Genomic DNA, 20,307 nt, shown 5'->3' with positions numbered 1-20,307 from the left:
TAATCTGTTGTCCATTTTACCCTTTCGTACCACCAGATGTAAGTCCTGAAATAAGGTAACGTTGTAAGAATAGGAATACAAGAGCAATCGGAACTGCAATCATGATAGAACCAGCAGCAAATCGTGTGAAGTTATTGGCAAATTGCTGGTTAATGAAATTAAAGAGTCCCAATGCTAAAGTGTAATTTTCAGAGCTTCTTAGGATAATTCTTGGTAATAAGAAGTCTACAAAAGGTGCCATGAAATTAAACAAGGCTACTACTGCTAAGATTGGTTTTGCTAACGGAAGAAGGATACGGAAGAAAACTCCGAAATGACCAGCTCCATCAATTCTTGCTGCTTCATCTAATTCACGTGGGATGGTATCAAAATATCCTTTTACAAGCCATGCGTTAAACGGAATTTGACCTCCAATATACACAAGGATTAATCCCCAGAGGCTATCATAAAGGCCCATCATGTTAATCAAAATGTATAGGGCAACCATCGCCATTAGAGATGGAAACATCTGTAGCAAAAGAAAAGCGTATAAACCATATTTTCTACCCATGAACTTATATCTAGAGAAAGCGTAAGCAATGAGGGCTGTTAAAGCCACTGACACTACTGAGTTAAAAATAGCAACAAAGATACTATTTTTATACCAAGTTAAGTAGTCACTACTTTCACTAGTAAATAACCACTTATAATGCTCTAGTGAAATCTTTTCTGGAATCATAGATGCCGAATACATACTAGTTCCAGGATTTAATGACATTCCAATTGTCCAAAGTAAAGGGTAGGCAATAACAACCGCCATAGCAGCTAAAAATAAGTAAATGGCTGTTACTTCTAATTTGGATCTTGTTTTTCTGTTCATCAGATATTGCCCTCCTCTTTAAAGGCTCTAGTTCGTCTAAATTGATAAAATGCAAAGAGAGAGACGATTAGGCCGAGGATTAGAGAAATGACAGCAGCCATGTAGTATTGGTTCAATTCAAAGGTTAAGTCATATACCCATGAAATTAAGATGTCCGTACCACCAGCATTTTGTCCTCTAACTGCCGGTCCACCTTGGTTAAATAAGAAAATAATATTAAAGTTATTAAAATTACCAGCGTACTGCATGATTAAAAGTGGAGCCGTTGCATATAACACGTGAGGTAATGTGATTTGGCGGAACTTTTGCCAGCGTGTAGCGCCATCTACGTCCGCAGCTTCGTACCAATCTTTTGAAATACTCTGTAGAACCCCAGTAAACAATGCGAAAACAAACGGGAATCCTAACCAGGTTTGAATCATAATTAGAGCAATTTTGGCCCAAAAAGGATCTTGCATCCAAGGTATGGATACTCCAAATAAAGGTTTTAAAATGTCATTATTGATGGCCCCAAATTCCCCATTAAACAACGCAGAGAAAATTAAAATCGTAACGAAAGCTGGTACTGCCCACGGAAGAATAAGTACAGTTCTGATTGTTCTTTTAAATTTGATTCGTGCATCGTTCACAAGCAAGGCTAAAAATAACCCGAGTCCCACCTGTAAAGTAGTTGCTACTACTGTCCAAGTAATGGTCCATCCGAATACACTAAAAAATGTGTCTTTCCATATGTCGACTGTAACTAGCTTTGTAAAGTTTTCAAATCCTACCCAGTTCAATAAGTTCTTCGGAGGTGAATTTGACAGACTGTAATCTGTAAAGGCTAGTGAAACAGTAAATAGTAAAGGAAGTATAACAATAAAGGTCAGCATAACTAGACCTGGTGTAATAAACAGATAAGGGAAACCGTAATCCCATGTATTTTTTAACGACTGTCTAATAGTCGGATTTTTCTCACCTAATTCAATTGCAATAGCGTTTTTCCTAGCATCTAAAATGTTTAAAATGTAAAGTGTAATCGCAAAAGCCAATATAATAATCGAAATTAAACCATAAATCATCAAGAAAATAGAGTGATCGATTTTGGGGTCAATTCCTAAAGTTCGAATTCCCCATAGACCATAATTCAGAAATCCTCCAAGAGATACAATAAAGGAAAGTTCTAAAACGATAAATAATAGCCCTTTTAAATACCGGCGATTGTACAATTGTCCAAGGCCAGCAAATAAAGTTGAAAGAATGGCTGCAATAACATGCCTTTGTCTAATCCAAGTACCAAAGCTTTTTGGATACTCTGCAGGACTTTCCTTTCTTTTCTGTTTCATCGGAAATCCTCCCCAAATAATATGATGGTGGATAGAAGGTAAGCCTCTATCCACCAAAAGTTCTAACTTAATTCTTATTGCGCTGCAGCGATATTTTGCTTGATTAGCTCAACTGCTTCTTGTAAAACCTCTTCAACTGGTTCACCTTTAGCGATGAAAGATAATGCGTTACCGATTGGCTCCCAAACTTGTGCCATTTCTGGAGCAGATGGCATTGGCTCACCATATTGAGATTGCTCAGCAAATGCTGCAACTAATTCGTTGCTTGTAACTGCATCGCTGTTTAGAGCATTTTCGTTTGCAGGCATTTCACCAGCAACTTCGTAGTAATGAAGAGAGTTTTCCTCATTTGTAATAAACTTCATTAAATCAGTAGCCCACTCTTGGTTTTCAGAGTAAGTAGATAGCATCCAAGACTTAACACCCATGAATGATTTTGCATTTTCACCGTTAATGGTTGGTAGTGGAGCAGTTCCTAACTTATCTCCAAGAGCTTCTTTGAAAGCAGGAATATTCCAAGGACCTGAAAGAACAACAGAAGCTTTTCCTTCAGAGAATAGTCCACTTATGATATCTGGATTTACTTCAACTGGAATTTGACCACTCTGGAACCAAGATTGGATTTGAGTTGCACCTTCAACAGCACCTTCATTTGCTAAGCCGATATCCGTAACATCATAAGCACCATCAGCTTTGTTGAATACATAAGCTCCGTAAGTTCCTAGGAATGGATAAGCAAAGTAGAAGTTTGCAGCTTCCATTAAGAAACCGTATGTTCCAGCAGCTGCATCAGTATGTTCAGCAGCAATTGCATTTAATTCTTCAATAGTTGCAGGAGCATTTTCTACTAAATCTTTGTTATAGAAAAGACCATAAGTTTCTACTACTAATGGAGCCCCGTATGTTTCCCCATCATATGTTACAGCGTCAACCGCAGATTGAGTGTAAGTATCAAGAGCATCACCTAAGTCAACAGGATCTGCGTGACCAGCAGCTACGATACTACCAATTCTATCGTGTGGTTGGAAGAAAATATCTGGACCATTACCAGCTGGACCATCAAGAGCAATAGCTTCTACTTGGTCTAACATACTAATCGCAGTTACATCGATTTCGATGCCAGTTTCTTCTGTATACTTATCAAAAATAGTTTGTAAAGCTTCTTTTTGCTTTTCTTCATCGTTTACCCAAACCTTAAGTGATTCTGGTTTTTCTGGCATTTCGTTATCTGCAGTTGCATTATCATCTGTGTTTTGTTCTGTTTGGTTGTTGTCCTCTTCCTTAACATCCTCTTTTACATCTTCACGAGTTGGACCACAAGCAGCTAAAACACCTAAGATAAGCACGAATACCATAAATAATGATAGCGCTTTCTTCATTTTGACCCCTCCAAAATAAATTAAGTAGTCTTGCAAACTATTATGTTCAAACGTTTGCACAAATATCCAAAAAAAAGGAGCGAAACTCTCGGTTGCGGATTCTGTGAAAACGATTGCATAACCTACTTTCATTATACATAGAATTTTATCTTTGACAACTACTTTTTTATATTTTTAAGCAAACGCTTTCTCTCCATAAAATACTTGATTTTATAATGATAATCTCCTAATCTGATAGTAATGAAAAAGCCTGCCTTTTTGAAAGGGGAATATAAATATTATGGAAACTGCTGCATTATTCCATCGACCAACAGATAATTATGCATACGCTTGCGCAAATGGAGATTTAAAACTTGTCCTCCGTACCAAAAAAGGAGATGCCTTAAAGGCAACCCTTGTTCATGGGGATCCATTTGATTGGACAGAAGCAAGTCCCGGAAACTGGGAATGGAATAAAAGTGAACTAGCGATGACTCATTCTGGTTCTGACTCATTATTCGATTATTGGACCATAACGGTTCACCCTCCTTACCATAGAATTCGTTATGCCTTCCAACTCTATAATGACCAAGAATCTCTATTTTATTGTGAAAAAGGGATTTATGATGAGCCATTGAAAGATAATGGATATTACTTCTGTTTTCCTTTCGTACACACTAGTGATGCTACGGATGTTCCTAAGTGGGTGGAGAATACAATCTGGTATCAAATTTTTCCGGAACGATTCGCTAATGGCAATCATAACAACAACCCTGAAGGAACTTTGGAATGGGGAAGCGAAGACCCATCTCCAACCAACTTCTTTGGAGGAGACCTAGAAGGTGTACTACAAAACCTCGATTACCTAGAGAATTTAGGTGTAAACGGAATTTATTTTACTCCTATCTTTAAAGCAACATCGAACCATAAATATGACACCATTGATTACTTTGAAATTGACCCTCAGTTTGGAACGAAGGAAACATTTAAAAAACTTGTGGATGAATGTCATAAACGTGGAATTCGCATCATGCTAGATGCTGTCTTTAACCATAGTGGCTATTACTTCCCACACTTTCAGGATGTTCTTGAAAAAGGAGAGAAATCTGCCTATAAAGATTGGTTCCATATTCGTGAATTTCCTATCGTCCAGGAACCACGACCAAACTATGACACATTCGCATTTACACCATTTATGCCAAAATTAAATACGCAACACCCTGAAGTCAAAAAATATCTATTAGACGTAGCCCGTTATTGGGTTGAGGAATTTGACATTGATGGCTGGAGATTAGATGTGGCAAACGAAATTGACCATCAATTCTGGAGAGAATTTAGAGCAGCTGTAAAAGAAATCAAGCCTGACCTCTATATATTAGGAGAAATCTGGCATGACTCGATTGCGTGGTTACGTGGAGACCAATTTGACTCTGTCATGAACTACCCATTCCAAACAAATGTATTGGATCTTTTTGCTAGAAAGACGATCACACCTAAAAAGTTTATGGAAAACATGACAACCGTTTCATACTTGTATCCTGAAACCATAAACAAGGGATTGTTTAACCTAGTTGGAAGCCATGACACCCCAAGAATTTTAACAGAATGCGGTGAGGATAAAGAGCTAACAAAACTCATTTTCACACTCATGTTAACCTACCCAGGAACTCCATGTATCTATTATGGAGATGAAGTGGCTTTAACGGGTGGAATGGATCCCGGTTGCCGAAAATGTATGCCATGGGATCCTACTGAACAGGATCAGGATATGTTAGCACATATACAATCTATGATTGAGCTAAGAACGAAAGAGCCACTCCTTGCAAACGAAGGCTCACTTAGCTGGCAATATGATGCTGAAGCAATTTCTTTTAAAAAGTCTACAGAGAATAAAGAAGTTTTTGTAATCATAAATCCAAGTGATAAAAGCAAAACTGTTGAACTACTTTCAGGTCTCAGTAGTCCAAATACATGGAAAGATGCAATGAATCAAACTGTTGTTTTTAAAGATACAAATAAAAATAGGATTGACATTCCTGCTAAACAATTTATGATACTTATTGTGCAGTAAAAGACTAATCCTATAAGTATAGAAGCCGGCTCGCTAGCATTTGTAGCATCCCTCCCCTACTATCTAGGTGATTTGGGTACCTACTTCTTGCGGGTCGGCTCCATTATTTTACTTAATTTAAAGTGGGATAAAAGGAGTTTTCACCTCATGAAGAAGGGCACCAACAACCTGAGAAATATGTCCTTATTTGCATTAACATGGCCCATTTTTATAGAAATCTTTTTACACATGCTGATGGGGAACGCAGATACACTGATGCTCAGCCAATATTCAGATAACTCTGTAGCAGCAGTTGGTGTTGCGAACCAGATTGTATCTTTACTTATTGTCATGTTTGGATTTGTCGCAACAGGAACAGCTATATTGGTTGCACAATACTTAGGCGCTGATCGTGACTTAGATGCAGGTGGCGTTTCAGTAGTTTCATTGTTTGCTAACCTAGTATTTGGTGCTGTCTTAAGTCTAGCTATCTTAGTTTTCACAACTCCTATATTGAAGATGATGGATTTACCTCCTGAACTAATGGATGAAGCAAGTTCCTACCTGAAAATTGTTGGTGGATTTGGCTTTGTTCAGGCTCTCATAATGACAGCAGGAGCTATATTACGTAGCCATGGATTTACACGTGATGCTATGTACATCACAATTGGGATGAATATACTAAATGTGATTGGAAACTACTTCTTTATTTTTGGTCCATTCGGCTTCCCAGTTTTAGGGGTCGATGGTGTAGCTATTTCCACTACTGTCAGCCGACTTATTGGCTTTGTTGTTATTATTATTGTGTTGGTAAAAAGAGCACCAGATGCGCTTCCATTTCGTAAGCTTACAGAACCCCTTCGTCACTTAAAGGACTTGCTGAAAATAGGCATCCCTTCAGCAGGGGAGCATTTGTCCTATAATGGCTCTCAAATGCTAATCACCTATTTTATCACGATGCTTGGAACCGAAGCCTTAACCACTAGGGTATACGCTACGAATATCATGATGTTTATTTTCCTTTTTGCAGTAGCGATCAGTCAGGGAACCCAAATCATGATTGGCCATATGATCGGGGCAGGGAAAATCAATGAAGCCTACCACAGATGTTTAAAAAGCTTAAAAATTGCGATTGTCATTTCCCTAGGAATGGCTGTCTTAGGCTATTTATTCTCCGAGCCATTACTCGGAATATTTACCGATAACCCTACCATTATCGCGGTGGGTTCAACACTAATCATGTTAACTATTATTCTAGAACCAGGGCGGTCTTTTAACCTGGTTGTTATCAACTCGTTGCGAGCAGCTGGAGATGTGAAATTCCCGGTTTATATGGGGATTTTATCCATGTGGGGTGTCAGCGTGACCCTCGCCTACTTTCTTGGAATCACCTTAGGCTTAGGTTTAGTGGGTGTTTGGATTGCCTTCTGTGCAGATGAGTGGTTACGGGGCATTATCATGCTGTTTAGATGGAGATCGAAGGTATGGGTGGATAAGACGTTTGTCCGGAGTGCATCGTAGCGCTTGATATACTAGTAATTTAAAAACAAGCACTGAGTTTTGTTTCAGTGCTTGTTTTTTTCATTTAAATAAAATCTAAACTTCCCCAGCTGTCACTATTTCTAATCAATGACTCTAATAACCTGAAGCCATTTTCAAAATCTGATAAATGGGCCATCTCTACTGGAGAATGAGAATATCTTCTTGGGAAGGTCATTGCTCCTCCCAAGATTCCCTCTTTCACCAAATGGACAGCGGAGAGGTCACTAGTCCCCTTTGTAATAACTGATAATTGATAAGGGATGTTTAATTTATGGGCAAAGGAAGTAATAAGCTCTTTCATTTGGGGAGCCATAATATTCCCTCGGACTCCTCCCCCAGATAAAAGTGGAAGTACAGGTCCTTTTCCAAGGGCAATCGGATAGTAATTACCATCAGGCGTATCTGCACAAGCAATCGTATCTAAAACGAGTGCATAATCAGGATTGATTTTGTAGCTCGCAATAGTTGCTCCCCGAAGTCCTACCTCTTCTTGGACAGCAATTAACCCAACTAAAGTTCCACTAAAATCTTTATCCTGTAACTGTTTAAAAAGCTCTACAAGTAAAACACAACAACTCCGATTATCAATGGCCTTACCGCATATTAAATCCTGGTTTGTGAATCGATCAAGGTCGCTAATATATGTAATAGAGTCACCAATATTGATACCCATCTCAAGAACTTCTTCTCTTGAGCTTACGCCAACATCCACATACAGATTTTCGATTTTTTGAACCTTTGTTTGTTCTTCGGCTGTTTGTAAATGGCCCGCTTTTACACCGATAACACCAAAATGGCCATTCACACTTACTTTTCGGCCAACTAAAAGTGATTCGATCATTCCACCCGTTCTTTCCATTCTTAAGAACCCTTTTTCATCGATTGCACTTACCATACAACCAATTTCGTCGGAGTGAGTAGAAACCATTACAGTAGGACCCGGTTTTTGTCCTTCTAAATACGCATATATATTTCCCATATGATCTACTTCAACATTATCTGCATAAGGGGTGATTAACTCAACAAAGTGTCTTACAACATTTTGCTCTCTACCTGGCCCCCCAGAAATAGCCGCAGCTTCTTTTAAACTATTAAAAAAATTCTCTTTGAACACGAAATTCCTCCTTTATCTGAATATTGTGGTTTATTATATCACAACTTGCCCACCAACATTGGGAAAGTTGTCCAATTTGAATGACTGTTGCCGATACATGGGGGGGGCAGAAAAAAATAACGGACCCTGTGTCCAGTTCGAGCGCCAAGCGGACAGGAGATCCGTTATTTGACTAAAAACAGGGGGTCTCATGGGTTTAGCGGACTGAGGATCCGCTATTTGGCAAAAATCAACTCAAAGTGACCTCAAAAACGGCGAATAGCGGAACGTGAGTCCGTTTGAACCCCGAAAACCGGCATTTTGATTAAAATAACGGTTCCTGTGTCCGGTTCAAATCCCAAGCGGACAGGAGATCCGTTATATGACTAAAAACAGAGGATTTCATAGGTTTAGCGGACTCAGAATCCGCTATTTGGCAAAAATCAACTCAAAATGACCTCAAAAACGGCGAATAGCGGAACGTGAGTCCGTTTGAACCCCGAAAACCGGCATTTTGATTAAAATAACGGTTCCTGTGTCCGGTTCAAATCCCAAGCGGACAGGAGATCCGTTATATGACTAAAAACAGAGGATTTCATAGGTTTAGCGGACTCAGAATCCGCTATTTGGCAATAATCAGCTCAAAATGACCTCAAAAACGGCGAATAGAGGAACGTGAGTCCGTTTGAAACCCGAAAACCGGCATTTTTATTAAAATAACGGACCCTGTGTCCGGCTTGATGACCAAGCGGACAACAGATCCGTTATTTGACTAACAACAGGCTTATGCTCCGCTAACCCTCACACCATAATCCTTAAACCAAACATGAATCTGTGCTAAATGAGCTAACAGCTGCGGCCCTGACATCAATTGCCCAAACCATGGTTCCTTAAACGACTTCCCTCCAGTTGCTACAATTTCTTTTAACTGTTCTGCATCAAAGAACTCATATAACGGAGAACCTGAATCATCCAAAATCGTATTCATCCAATCTTGAACACCCTTTGTATAGGCTGGGTGATGAGTTTTCGGATACGGGCTTTTTTTCCGATACAATACATCATCAGGAAGTACGCCTTCTAATGCTTTTCTTAGTATTCCCTTTTCACGGTTCCCCGTCATCTTCATTTCCCACGGAATGTTCCAAACGTATTCTACTAATCGATGATCAGCAAATGGTACCCTTACTTCGAGACTGGCTCCCATACTCATTCGGTCTTTTCGATCCAAAAGATTCGTCATAAACCAGAGCATATTTAGATAGAATAGCTCTCTTCTTCTTTGTTCTTCACCGGACTCTCCATCGAGTAGAGGAGTTTCTGCTACTGTCTCTTTATATCTTTGCATCACATAATCTTGTAAATTTAATTTCTGACGCCATTCATTTTTCAACAACCCTTGACGTAAGCCAGTTGATCTCATCCATGGAAATCCTTCACGAGACAAATCATCTACTCTATGGAACCAAGGATACCCTCCAAAAATTTCATCGGCACATTCCCCTGATAAGCCAACGACAAAATCTTTTTTGATTTCTTTACAAAACCACAGCAAAGAAGAATCAATATCCGCCATGCCCGGTAGATCCCGTACATGAACAGCCTCCGTTAAATAGGAAACAAGCTCTTCTTGTGTAATCACATAATTATGGTGAATGGTATTGTATGTTGAGGATACTTTTTCAATCCAGGCTGCATCAGAATTTGGTTGAAACTCATTGGCTTTAAAAAACTGCTCATTGCCCTCGTAATCTATGGAGAATGTATGAAGCTGTTCGCCCTGTTTCGCATAATGGTTAGCAGCGATTGCTGTAATCGCACTTGAATCTACTCCACCGGATAAGAATGTACATAATGGTACATCAGAAACTAGCTGCCTTGTAACAGCATCGGTAAATAAATACCGGACCTTTTCCGTTGTTTCTTCTAATGAGTCAGTATGCGGCTTGCTTTCCACATTCCAGTAACGCCAAACCTTTACACCCTCTCGTGATACCCGCATGGCATGAGCTGGTCTCAATTCTTGGATATCACGGAATATACCGTGGCCAGGTGTTCGAGATGGCCCAAGACCAAAAATTTCAGCTAGCCCTTCTCTCGTGACAACAGGCTGAATATCAGGATGAGCTAATAAGGCTTTCAGTTCAGAAGCAAACATGAGTCCGCCATTTTTTTCTGAATAGAATAAAGGCTTCACTCCTAGTCGGTCTCGACCAATAAATACCTTCTGTTCTTTTTCATCCCAAACAGCAAAGGCAAATATCCCGTTTAATAATTCTACACATTTTTCTTTCCATTCAATGTAAGCAGTCAGTAGAACTTCTGTGTCAGAATGTCCTTTGAACGAATATCCTTTAAGTAGTAACTCTTTTCGGAGATCTTCTGTATTATAAAGCTCTCCATTATAACAAATGGTATATCTTTGACCATAATGTTCAATCGACATTGGTTGTTTTCCACCTACGGGGTCAACCACCACTAGTCTTTTATGCCCGAACAAAACAGAAGGGTTCAACATAACATTTGAATCATCAGGACCTCTTTTCGATAACGTTCTCGTCATGGCCTGAATAACATCAGATTGATTCGATAAGTTCTGTTTAAAATTCACCCAACCAGCAATACCACACATATTACAATCATCCTTTCTGTAAGGTAAAACAACTATCATGGGCCTACGTGTGTGTTTATTGTATGCTTTGATAAATGAAGCGTTCATCGTCCATTTTCAAGTGGTATGGTTTAAAAGAGGTTAGGTTCGTCAAAAAAGTAAATAGAGAATATTTTATATAAAAAGCTTATAGGAACTTTTTCAACATGGAGGTCGCAGGAGCATATGGATGTAAGTCGCTATAAAATATTTGAGCATCAATCAAGATCCTTTTCGGAAGGTACCTTAGAATATATTAACGAACAGTGGGTCTTCTTTGATGACGAAAGTGAAGAGGCCTCACTTCTTGAAGACTTTTTGTTCCAAGATGTGGAGGTTTTCCATAATCACCGGTGGCGAAAAGGAAAACTCATTGAGTCTGATAAAATAAAAATAGCAAACGAAATGTTTCATCTAAGTGACACGACCAAAATACGAATCAGAAAGAATTTAGTATATTCCCTAGAAAGATTATTGGAGGATTTGCATGAAGATGCCTTTCTTCAGTTCGTGATGACACTAAATTCAATGGAATTCTCCGTGTATGATTGTATTTATTGTCATAACCATTTGTCTTTTCTCAAAGAAAAAAGAAACCAAACTGGGGTCAATATGATGATTTTTGATAACGGGGAAGTCATTTGTGCAGTGCAGCATCATTTCGAATATTTTAAACGGGTAAATGACCGTTTTGAGTTTACCTTGAGCACCGGAAAACGAGTTGTCATTGAGAAAATTGCTTAATTTAAAAGAGGAAACGGGCACTGTTGTATCGGACATTGCCCGTTTTTATATTCTTTTTCTGTGAATGTCACTACTCTCTGGCTCTAGTTCCCGTTTGCAATCCTCCTTTTCCCAAACCGGCACTACCTGCTCAATCCCAAACAAATAAAAAAGATTCCTCCCTGAAATACCAGGAAGGAACTCCCTTACTAAACCGTCAAAAACTGAGTCGGTAATTGCTTTTCAAAATCCTCTTTTTGCAATGGACGGCTAAAGTAGTAGCCTTGTACATACTCACATTGTAAATCTAGTAGTACAGAGGCCTGCTCTTTTGTTTCGACGCCTTCTGCCACTACATTCATATTTAGTCCGTTCCCCATCATGATAACCGCTTGGACCACTGCTAAATCTGGTGCGTTTCTTGATAGATGATCGATGAAGGATTTATCAATTTTCAAACGGTTAGCCGGTAAGGTTTTAATATAACTTAACGAAGAATACCCCGTGCCAAAATCATCGATAGAGATGTTAATGCCCATATGCTGCAACTCATTCATAACTCGCAGGCAATAATCTAGATTACCAATCATTACGCTTTCGGTTAATTCTAAATATAAGAACTCTGGTGAAAGCCCTGATTCTTCAATAGCACGATCAACTTGCAGAACGAAGGCAGGGTCAAGTAGCTGGTGAGCAGAAACATTAACAGAAATAGTCAAATCATTATATCCCTGCTTGTGCCAATTTGCATTCTGGTTACATGCTTCTTTTAATACCCACTCACCAATTTCCTTAATAATCCCAGTTTCTTCTGCAATTGGGATAAACACACCTGGTGCAACAGTTCCATACCTAGGATGGACCCAACGAATCAAAGCTTCACTACCGGTAATCCGATTAGTTTTTAGATCGACAATCGGCTGGAACACTAAATGAAACTCATTCCGCTTTAATGCCTTTCTCAATTCTCTTTCCATTTCCAACCGTTTAATCGCCTTTTCATTCAACTCACTGGAAAAGAAAACGATTCGACTGCCACCCATTAGCTTTGCACGGTTCATGGCAGCATCAGAATTTCGGAGTAGTGTGTCAGAATCAGTTCCATCTGTTGGGTACATACTTACACCGATACTCGAACTGATAAAGAACTCCTGTTGGTCAAAAATAACGGGTTTTTTTATATTCTCAGATATGCGGTAGGCGATATCATAATAATCTTTTTCAGTACCATCTTGAGAGATTAAGACGGTAAATTTGTCTCCACCAAAACGGCCCATGAACGAACCTCTTGGTAATGAATTCTGAATGCGGTAGGCTAGCTCTTTTAAAACATAATCCCCAGCGGTATGTCCAAGACTATCATTGATAATTTTAAAGCGATCCATATCTATAAACATTGCCGCTAAAGAGCGTTTTTTCTTCTTTGCCTTTTTAATCTGATCTACTACCATTTCAGAAAAGAGAGTTCGGTTTGCAAGCCCTGTCTCATGGTCGAAATGTGCTAAGTGTGTGACTTTTTCTTCCGTTCTTATTTTTTCTGTGATATCTCGACCAATCCCATATACTCCCACCATTTCACCATTCACAATGATTGGGATATTCTTTATATGAAGCATATGAGTACTTCCATTCTTTGAAACAACTTCTAACTCATAGAATTGTTCTTTTCCCCTCATGGTTCGATAAAAATGGTTTCTTACCCTCGGGATATCCTTATCTTGAATGAACTTTAAAGCCGATTTACCAAGAAACTCACTTTTTTCATAACCAAATACCTCTTCAAAACTTGGATTTGCACTAGTAAAACGCCCATTTAGATCTGTCGAATACACGACATCTGAATTATGGTCAAAAAGGGAACGATAATATTGCTCCGATAATTGAACGTTATCGTGCATTTGCCGTAAATCTTCTGTGGATGCCTCCATCAATTGAGTAAACGCCATCATCGTATTCACTTGATTCGTACCCTTAAATTTAATAATGTGCTTCGGAACTTCCTTCGACCCTTTCGACTCACTCAAAGCAAGGTAAGTCATGGCATTGCCTTCTATTAGAAGATTTTGGTCTTTTTTAACGATTTCACCATAACAGAAAAAGCCAACGGAAGGTGCAATTTGTTCAAGAATTCTCAGTTCATAGTTAGTGAAATCAGAGAAAAACCTTCGCCTTGACATACATGGGAACACAAAAATGGATTCCACTGATTTCTTGGCAAGCTTTTTCAGTCCTCTTGTAGAGTGATCAATCAACGTCTCCGTATCTGCATACGCAAACGTGAGTTCATCTCCCTCTGTAACTTCCTCACTAAGTTGGATAGCTCCATTTTCCTCTACTTTTCGAATAAAAATGGGGCGCTTCTCCATGCTATTTTTTAATACAAAAGGAAACTCTGCACTAGAAATAGGAAGACGGCTAATAAAACCTTGTCCAAGATACTGCTTTAAAATCTGCAAAGGTTTCTTTTGCTCAATGGAATAAACAATATTTCCCGATGCTTTCGTAATAAGGAAGGGTCTTCCTACTTCCTTCCACTTCGAATGGTATCCAGTGTGTGCTTGAAGTACTTGTGAATCTAATACAACACCAACAATCCCGTTTTCAATGATTTGTTTTCCATCAAAGACCAATTGTTTCTTATAGTGACCGTTATCTCCTGCCAATCCTCCTGCAACTTCAGTATTAGGAGCCACTTTTTGAATTCCTTCTATGAACAATGTACTTTCATTTGCATCATGGGAAGATAAAATGATAATCGCTTTTGTATCAATAGTGGTATGGGACATTCCTATATCCTCACCCAAAAATTTAGCGTTAAATTTATTGATATCTTTTATGGAAAAAGATTTCACTTCTGTTTTCTCAAAAACCGTAAAGGAAATAACAATTTCCTCTGATGTGTGGGTACCTCCCATTATTTCGCCATCTGTTGTACATCCGATTACAGCAGCACGAGGGATGTGGGTTTGGATGATGTTTGCCACTTTCTCAATCGTTGTTTCATACACTTTTCCACAAAATACAGACACTAGTACATTCGGATACTCATTTAATTCGTGCTTTTTTACAAATTGAATAAACAACTCTTCGGATTGGAATAATAGATTGAAAGATTTCACGCGACGTCACCACACCTTCAAAGCTAATACGAACTATATATATAACATTTTTATTATAATTTAATAAATATCATAAAAATTTCCGTTTGTAACTATATTTAGTATTTAATTAGGCTAAGAGATACTAAATACTCTCTACTTATATCGGCAAGCATATTAAAGTGTTTAATACCAGAAAAAGGAATGCACTGTAAATAGCGCATTCCTTTTATATTTCTTGTTATTTTATAAATCCTCTACTCGATTCGTTAAAGTTCCAATTCCTTCAACTGTGATTTCCACAACATCTCCTGCTTTCAAGAAGCGTGGTGGATTAAATCCTTTACCTACACCTTTAGGAGTACCAGTTGCAATGATATCTCCAGGTTCTAATGTTCGACCTTGTGAAAGCGTGCTAATTAATTCATCGATTGGAAAAATGAGATGCTTTGTGCTTGAATCTTGTCTCGTTTCTTCGTTCACTTTCGTTGTAATTTGAAGGTTACTAGGGTTATCTACACCTGAATGATGGACGATCCATGGTCCCATTGGACAAGAAGTATCTAGACTTTTACCCATAAAGAATTGTTTATGTCTAGATTGCATATCCCTAGCTGTCACATCATTGATAATGGTATATCCAAATATGTATTGGTCGGCCTCTTCCCTTGAGATGTTTTTGCCTTTTTTCCCAATAATAACAGCTAATTCTCCTTCATAATCAAGAGCCGAGGTTACCTGACTATGTAAATCAATCGGATCATTGTGTCCAATCACACTAGTTGGGGGTTTTGTAAAAACCATAACATGTTCAGGAATATCCTCTTTTGTTCCCATTTCTAAAGCATGCTCCACATAGTTCTTCCCGATACAAAAAATATTTTTGGAAGGGCGTGGAATGGGAGCAAGTAGTTTAACTTCCGAAATTGGATAAACAAAGGTTCCGGTCTGATCTTGGCTTTCAACCCATGAAATGCAATCCTTCACATGTTGAACAAAAGCTTCTCCTTGTTCAATGCAATCTATTAAATGATTGGGGGTTTTCTTAGTACCCCTTGCTTCATCAATCGTATGTAAGTTAAAAATAAGTTCCTGTCCTTCCACAATAACACCGACAAACTCTACTTGATTTTTCACTGCTGTTACGAATTTCATAAAGGTTTCCTCCATTTTGATCTGTATTTTATGGTATTCAATAGGCTCCTACTCACTTGTCATGAAAGGCTTTGTAAGAAGCGCTTTGTTTCTTTTCTAGATTGTAGTGTGATAACCTTTACATTTGTTAACTCTGAAAGTTTTTTTCTGATTTCAGGCGCTTTTTTCTTTCGGTATGTGTACACCCATTTCAAAAACTCCCAATCCAGCTTTTCTTTACAATTCTCCCCCATATCAGGGCGTGTCTTTCCATTATATTGTATTCTTCTCTTTACCACACCGTATACACAAGTAAGGGATGGATAGTCCAAAAAGACAACCGTATCACAGTGTTTAAGCCTCATATCAAGTGTAGAACCGAAATTCCCATCTAAAATCCATTCTTCCTTCTCCATCACAGACCGGATATTCTGCCTAAATTCCTCTCGATTAGACGGTGTCCAGTTTTCCTTCCAGAAGATTGAATCTAAATGATAAACAGGAAAATGTAGTAGTTCTCCCAGCTTTTTAGCTAAAGTGGATTTTCCCGCTCCTCCAGATCCAATGATCAGGATTTTCTTCATTCTACAATCACTCCCCTTTCTTAAAATCTGGTTTTTCTTTATAAGTAAACCACCGCCATAGCCATTCCACAGGTCCTGTCTTGTACTTCTTAAACCAGAAGTAACTAAATACTAGTTGTACACAATATATAGCGAGAGCAAGAATAGTGCCTTCCCACAGTTCTACTTTTCCATACAACCCTAATCCGTACCCATAAAAAATAAAGGTACAGACTATAGATTGAGTTAAATATAGAGTTATAGATAATTTTCCTGCCCGAACAATCGCTTCCTGTAAGACACCTAGCTGATTTCCTTTCACTACTCCTAAGCATATGAAAAAATAGGCAATGGCTACGATAGGTCCCCCGATTTGATTTTTCAATAAAATAAATGGATATTCGTAGCTTGTCAATAAAGGTAAGACCTTGATAAAAAGGCCAATGGCTAAAAGTAAAATTCCCTTTTTTATAAAGTATCCAGGTGAATGCTTTTGAATAAAGCCTCCCTTTGCCATGGCTGCTCCAAATAAGACCATAGGTAGAACGGAAAATAATACAATCAGGATTCCTCCTGCACCATTGATATAAAGCCATTCATCCACTCTTAATTTTGTAATTTCCCAGAAACCTCCATCTGCATATAACTGGCTAGCAGCTGCCCGTTCATAATCGTAAACACCTAGCTGGTCTTCTGGCATAAAACGATATGCGAGCCAAGTTAACAAAAATAGTAATACATTTGGAAGTGACCAAAGTAAAACACCTATGGTTAACTGTGCCCTATGAGAGAAATTTATCAATAACAAAAGAATAAATCCTGTCACCGCATAGGTAACTAAAATATCTCCATTCCATATTAAAAGAGCGTGAATGAGACCAATTATTAGTAAAAAGAAAAACCTTCGAACAAGTGTAACTTTGGGCTTGAGTTCCAACTTCATTGACTTTTCAAAAATTTTAATGGCTCCGAAGCCAAATAAAAGAGCAAAAAGCGGATAAAAACTAGCTCCCACAAACACTTCAATCAATAAAAATAAAATGTGGTTACCTGACCCTTCCCAGTATCCGTATGAATCCACCCAGACATAGGGAGAATGAAAAGACATCATGTTAATTAATAATATTCCAAAAAGCGATATTCCTCGTGCAAAGTCAACTCCTATTATCCTTTGTCCCATCCCTCAACTACCTTTCTATCTAACTCATATCTTTCATTATATAAGTTTTATTTCGAGAATGGAAAGAGTGAAAAGTAGGCGAATGTATCACATCTCCTTCTTTTCCTCATACGATATAAAATCAAGATTATTAGGATTATAGCCTAATTTCAACAAAATAAGGAAAGTTTTTAAGGTGGGAGTTTAATGCCTGCTATAGTTGGCGTCGTTCAAGTGATTAGTATCGGAAGTAGTGCTGTCTTTCATATTGGTGATGTGTATTCCATTACACCTTATTCAACAGCCAAAACATTTGCTGGAGCCGGTTCATTTAATACTGGGGACGGAATCTATGTTGTGAACCAACAAAGTAATACGAACACGTATGAACAAGATGGCATCGATATGCCAATCGCATTTACTTTATAAAAGGTGATTCTATGAAATTTTATATTCAACAGTCCATTTACATTAATGTGTTACGAATCGGGAGTATAAGTAATTCCTCTGTTTTACAAATCGGAAGCTCTGGTAGTATCTCATCCAATGCCTATTTATATAATACTGGGGGATATATAGGGCCTGCACCTGAAGCACTCGGTGAAGCAGGAGCGGTTGGACCTGTTGGAGAACTAGGCGGTGCTCAAGCTGGTCCCCCTCAAGCTGACACCTCGTTAGTGCCTTTGGGAACTCCAACTACTTAGTTGACTAGAAAGGTGGAATTTTTCCATGTATCAACAATATTCGTATTCTGACTCCTATCAACAAACTCTCGATAAACATCATAAAAAAATTCAAAAACTGGAAAAAGAAATTGAAGTGTTGAAGAAGCTAGTCAATGAACTACATTCACGACCAACGCTTCATGTTGATAAGATTGAGTATAAATTTGATCAATTAAAAGTCGAAACACTTGAAGGTACCTTAAATGTAGGCTTAACCCCACAAGACCTGCAAAATATGGATGAATTCGTTACCGGCCAACATCCTACTCCATCTCCAAGCACAGACCCTAAGAATATAGTTTTGCAAGACCTCGTTGAGCAAAATATGAATCAATACATGGATCAAACCATACCCCAAATAATATCGGATACACAAAATCAACTTGGCATTACCGCAGATGACCAGTATGTGGACTTTATAAGAAATGATATCAAAAATCAGTTAAAAACAAGAATTCAACACCATATCAAACAACTCCCACATCATGTTATTCAACAAGAACCACAAGAACAGGTAGTCGAAATGGTATCGCAGCGATTGAAAGGAGAAATTCAGCAAGGCGTCTTTTCTTTCTTTTCTCGCTTTCAACAAGAACAACAAGGAGGTAGTAAGAAAGATGGAATTTAATGTGCTAAACAGAGATTTGCATGTGGGGAGTATTAAAATAAACGGTGTGGCAAGTGCTGGATTAGTACAAATCGGGGATAGTGATTGTATTCAGCTAGCTTCAACTTTTGATACCCCCCCTGAATCGTTAATTATCGGACCTTTTGTACCTTTAACACCAAAAGGATGATGTATATATGTTTTGGAAACGTATATCCCATGTAAACACTATTCAAACGAATACCCTGAGCTTTAGCTCATCCCTCCGACTTGGAGACACGAGCGTAATCAACTCACGCTCAGATGTTTTCGCTGTACAACGGGAACGCGAGATATTCTTTGGTCATGAAGGGGCTGTGGAGAGACCGGAGACTTCCATTTTTGTTGAGCCGATACCACTCCCATCATGTGAAGTGGTAGATTCGAGCTTTTACCACCTTTGTCCCAGTATTTATGTGGATTCGATTGATATTAACGGGATTTCTTCTGCTTCCATTGTGAAGGTTGGGAACATTGGTTGTGCCCACATGGAAGCACGGGTTAAAAATATCCGACAATTAAAACCTCGGGCGAACGGTAATGGTCCAACTGTCATACAATAATGAGAAGTACTGTTCAGAGTAAATAAAGATACAAAGGATGTTGGATATGCCTGCCATTGTAGGACCTGTTCAAATTTTTTCAGTTAGCGGAGGAGAGGTCCAGTTCGGAGACACCTTTTATGTATCCCCTAAAAGCAGCTCCAAAACAGTTGCTGGTTCAGGTGGATTAAACACTGGTCCTTTTGTAATCACCAATAATGGATTAAGCGCTACGAACTACATTGACTGTAATGCGGTCGACCAACCAATTACAGGGAATGCTTAGTGAATAAAACAAGAGGAGAAAAACATTGTTTTTCTCCTCTTGTTTTTGTTTCATATCTTTTGTGGGACAGCCGCTACATCGTCTGTCCCGTTTGAACATCGGCAACACCGGTTTTCGGACAAACTACGCTCTTGCTGTCCCGTTTCCACCTCGACAACTACGGTTTCCGGACAGACAATGCTCTTGCTGCCCCGTTTCCACCTTGGCTTCCCCGGTTTCCGGACAGACAACTCGCTTGCTGTCCCGTTTACACCTCGACATCCCCGATTTCCGGACAGACAACTCGCTTGCTGTCCCGTTTACACCTCGACATCCCCGATTTCCGGACAGACAACACGCTTGCTGTCCCGTTTACACCTCGACATCCCCGATTTCCGGACAGACAACTCGCTTGCTGCCCCGTTTACACCTCGGCAACACCGATTTCCGGACAGACAACACGCTTGCTGTCCCGTTTACACCTCGGCAATCATGATTTCCGGACAGACACCCCTCTTGCTGTCCCAATTCACCCCTAAAAACCCTGCTTCCAGACAACCACGATCCCATTATCG

Annotated in this window: 18 protein-coding genes; 9 read left to right on the top strand and 9 right to left on the bottom strand. The window is 39.0% G+C overall.

Features of this window, described 5'->3' with window-relative positions; all coding sequences use genetic code 11:
- Positions 1 to 16 precede the first annotated feature (16 nt).
- The 3 genes from ABDZ91_RS00725 to ABDZ91_RS00715 all read right to left on the bottom strand — a co-directional run bounded on the left by ABDZ91_RS00725 (position 17) and on the right by ABDZ91_RS00715 (position 3,563).
- Positions 17 to 859: a sugar ABC transporter permease gene (locus ABDZ91_RS00725; RefSeq protein ID WP_343795418.1), complete on the bottom strand. Its 843-nt coding sequence runs from the start codon at positions 857 to 859 to the stop codon at positions 17 to 19.
- The gene (locus ABDZ91_RS00720) at positions 859 to 2,184 is read right to left on the bottom strand and encodes a carbohydrate ABC transporter permease (RefSeq protein ID WP_343795416.1); all 1,326 of its coding nucleotides are present in this window, start codon (positions 2,182 to 2,184) and stop codon (positions 859 to 861) included. The genes ABDZ91_RS00725 and ABDZ91_RS00720 overlap by 1 nt, the downstream gene beginning before the upstream one ends.
- A 74-nt stretch (positions 2,185 to 2,258) precedes the next feature.
- The gene (locus tag ABDZ91_RS00715; protein ID WP_343795414.1) at positions 2,259 to 3,563 is read right to left on the bottom strand and encodes a sugar ABC transporter substrate-binding protein; all 1,305 of its coding nucleotides are present in this window, start codon (positions 3,561 to 3,563) and stop codon (positions 2,259 to 2,261) included.
- Between the two features lie 280 nt (positions 3,564 to 3,843).
- On the opposite strand from ABDZ91_RS00715, the gene ABDZ91_RS00710 reads away from it, so the two are divergent.
- Both ABDZ91_RS00710 and ABDZ91_RS00705 read left to right on the top strand, forming a co-directional pair.
- Positions 3,844 to 5,613, top strand: a complete 1,770-nt coding sequence (locus ABDZ91_RS00710) for a glycoside hydrolase family 13 protein (RefSeq protein ID WP_343795413.1) — start codon at positions 3,844 to 3,846, stop codon at positions 5,611 to 5,613.
- 147 nt (positions 5,614 to 5,760) lie between these two features.
- Positions 5,761 to 7,113 (top strand): MATE family efflux transporter, encoded by a 1,353-nt coding sequence (locus ABDZ91_RS00705; RefSeq protein WP_343795411.1) that lies wholly within the window; start codon positions 5,761 to 5,763, stop codon positions 7,111 to 7,113.
- A 64-nt stretch (positions 7,114 to 7,177) separates the two neighbouring features.
- On the opposite strand, the gene ABDZ91_RS00700 is transcribed toward ABDZ91_RS00705, so the two are convergent.
- Together ABDZ91_RS00700 and asnB are read right to left on the bottom strand one after the other, a co-directional pair.
- A complete protein-coding gene (locus ABDZ91_RS00700) occupies positions 7,178 to 8,248 on the bottom strand; it encodes a M42 family metallopeptidase (RefSeq protein WP_343795410.1) in 1,071 nt (356 codons plus the stop codon).
- A 763-nt stretch (positions 8,249 to 9,011) separates the two neighbouring features.
- Complete coding sequence (asnB, locus tag ABDZ91_RS00695; protein ID WP_343795408.1) at positions 9,012 to 10,859, bottom strand: asparagine synthase (glutamine-hydrolyzing); 1,848 nt, start codon at positions 10,857 to 10,859, stop codon at positions 9,012 to 9,014.
- Positions 10,860 to 11,063: 204 nt separating this feature from the next.
- Here asnB and ABDZ91_RS00690 point away from each other — a divergent pair, with 204 nt between their 5' ends.
- Positions 11,064 to 11,621 (top strand): DUF2777 domain-containing protein, encoded by a 558-nt coding sequence (locus ABDZ91_RS00690; protein WP_343795407.1) that lies wholly within the window; start codon positions 11,064 to 11,066, stop codon positions 11,619 to 11,621.
- Positions 11,622 to 11,809: 188 nt separating this feature from the next.
- Here the strand turns inward: ABDZ91_RS00690 and ABDZ91_RS00685 are convergent, their stop codons facing one another.
- The 4 genes from ABDZ91_RS00685 to ABDZ91_RS00670 all read right to left on the bottom strand — a co-directional run bounded on the left by ABDZ91_RS00685 (position 11,810) and on the right by ABDZ91_RS00670 (position 17,575).
- Complete coding sequence (locus tag ABDZ91_RS00685; RefSeq protein WP_343795406.1) at positions 11,810 to 14,719, bottom strand: bifunctional diguanylate cyclase/phosphodiesterase; 2,910 nt, start codon at positions 14,717 to 14,719, stop codon at positions 11,810 to 11,812.
- Positions 14,720 to 14,944: 225 nt separating this feature from the next.
- Complete coding sequence (locus ABDZ91_RS00680; protein WP_343795405.1) at positions 14,945 to 15,853, bottom strand: fumarylacetoacetate hydrolase family protein; 909 nt, start codon at positions 15,851 to 15,853, stop codon at positions 14,945 to 14,947.
- A 59-nt stretch (positions 15,854 to 15,912) separates the two neighbouring features.
- Entirely contained in the window at positions 15,913 to 16,416 is a 504-nt protein-coding gene (locus ABDZ91_RS00675; protein WP_343795404.1) for a DNA topology modulation protein, read from the bottom strand.
- A gap of 7 nt (positions 16,417 to 16,423) precedes the next feature.
- Complete coding sequence (locus ABDZ91_RS00670) at positions 16,424 to 17,575, bottom strand: DUF418 domain-containing protein (RefSeq protein WP_343795403.1); 1,152 nt, start codon at positions 17,573 to 17,575, stop codon at positions 16,424 to 16,426.
- 186 nt (positions 17,576 to 17,761) lie between these two features.
- Between ABDZ91_RS00670 and ABDZ91_RS00665 the strand changes: the two genes are divergently transcribed.
- The 6 genes from ABDZ91_RS00665 to ABDZ91_RS00640 are packed head-to-tail and all read left to right on the top strand — an operon-like array spanning position 17,762 to position 19,753.
- Positions 17,762 to 17,983, top strand: coding sequence for a spore germination protein (locus tag ABDZ91_RS00665; RefSeq protein ID WP_343795402.1), 222 nt, complete (start codon positions 17,762 to 17,764; stop codon positions 17,981 to 17,983).
- Positions 17,984 to 17,994: 11 nt separating this feature from the next.
- Entirely contained in the window at positions 17,995 to 18,258 is a 264-nt protein-coding gene (locus ABDZ91_RS00660) for a spore germination protein GerPB (RefSeq protein ID WP_343795401.1), read from the top strand.
- Between the two features lie 25 nt (positions 18,259 to 18,283).
- Entirely contained in the window at positions 18,284 to 18,907 is a 624-nt protein-coding gene (gene gerPC, locus ABDZ91_RS00655) for a spore germination protein GerPC (RefSeq protein ID WP_343795400.1), read from the top strand.
- Positions 18,897 to 19,076 carry a spore gernimation protein GerPD gene (locus tag ABDZ91_RS00650; RefSeq protein ID WP_343795398.1) on the top strand — a complete coding sequence of 60 codons (180 nt, stop codon included), beginning with the start codon at positions 18,897 to 18,899 and terminating at the stop codon, positions 19,074 to 19,076. Before gerPC ends, ABDZ91_RS00650 begins: the two co-directional genes overlap by 11 nt.
- Positions 19,077 to 19,083: 7 nt before the next feature.
- The gene (locus ABDZ91_RS00645; RefSeq protein ID WP_343795397.1) at positions 19,084 to 19,488 is read left to right on the top strand and encodes a spore germination protein GerPE; all 405 of its coding nucleotides are present in this window, start codon (positions 19,084 to 19,086) and stop codon (positions 19,486 to 19,488) included.
- 46 nt (positions 19,489 to 19,534) lie between these two features.
- Positions 19,535 to 19,753 carry a spore germination protein gene (locus ABDZ91_RS00640; protein ID WP_343795396.1) on the top strand — a complete coding sequence of 73 codons (219 nt, stop codon included), beginning with the start codon at positions 19,535 to 19,537 and terminating at the stop codon, positions 19,751 to 19,753.
- Positions 19,754 to 20,307 lie beyond the last annotated feature (554 nt).

It is taken from the genome of Bacillus carboniphilus, from assembly GCF_039522365.1.
Classification (GTDB): Bacteria; Bacillota; Bacilli; order Bacillales; family JC228; genus Bacillus_BF; species Bacillus_BF carboniphilus.
The sequence above is the reverse complement of the archived record's forward strand: the minus strand, read 5'-3'. Positions and strand labels throughout refer to the sequence as shown.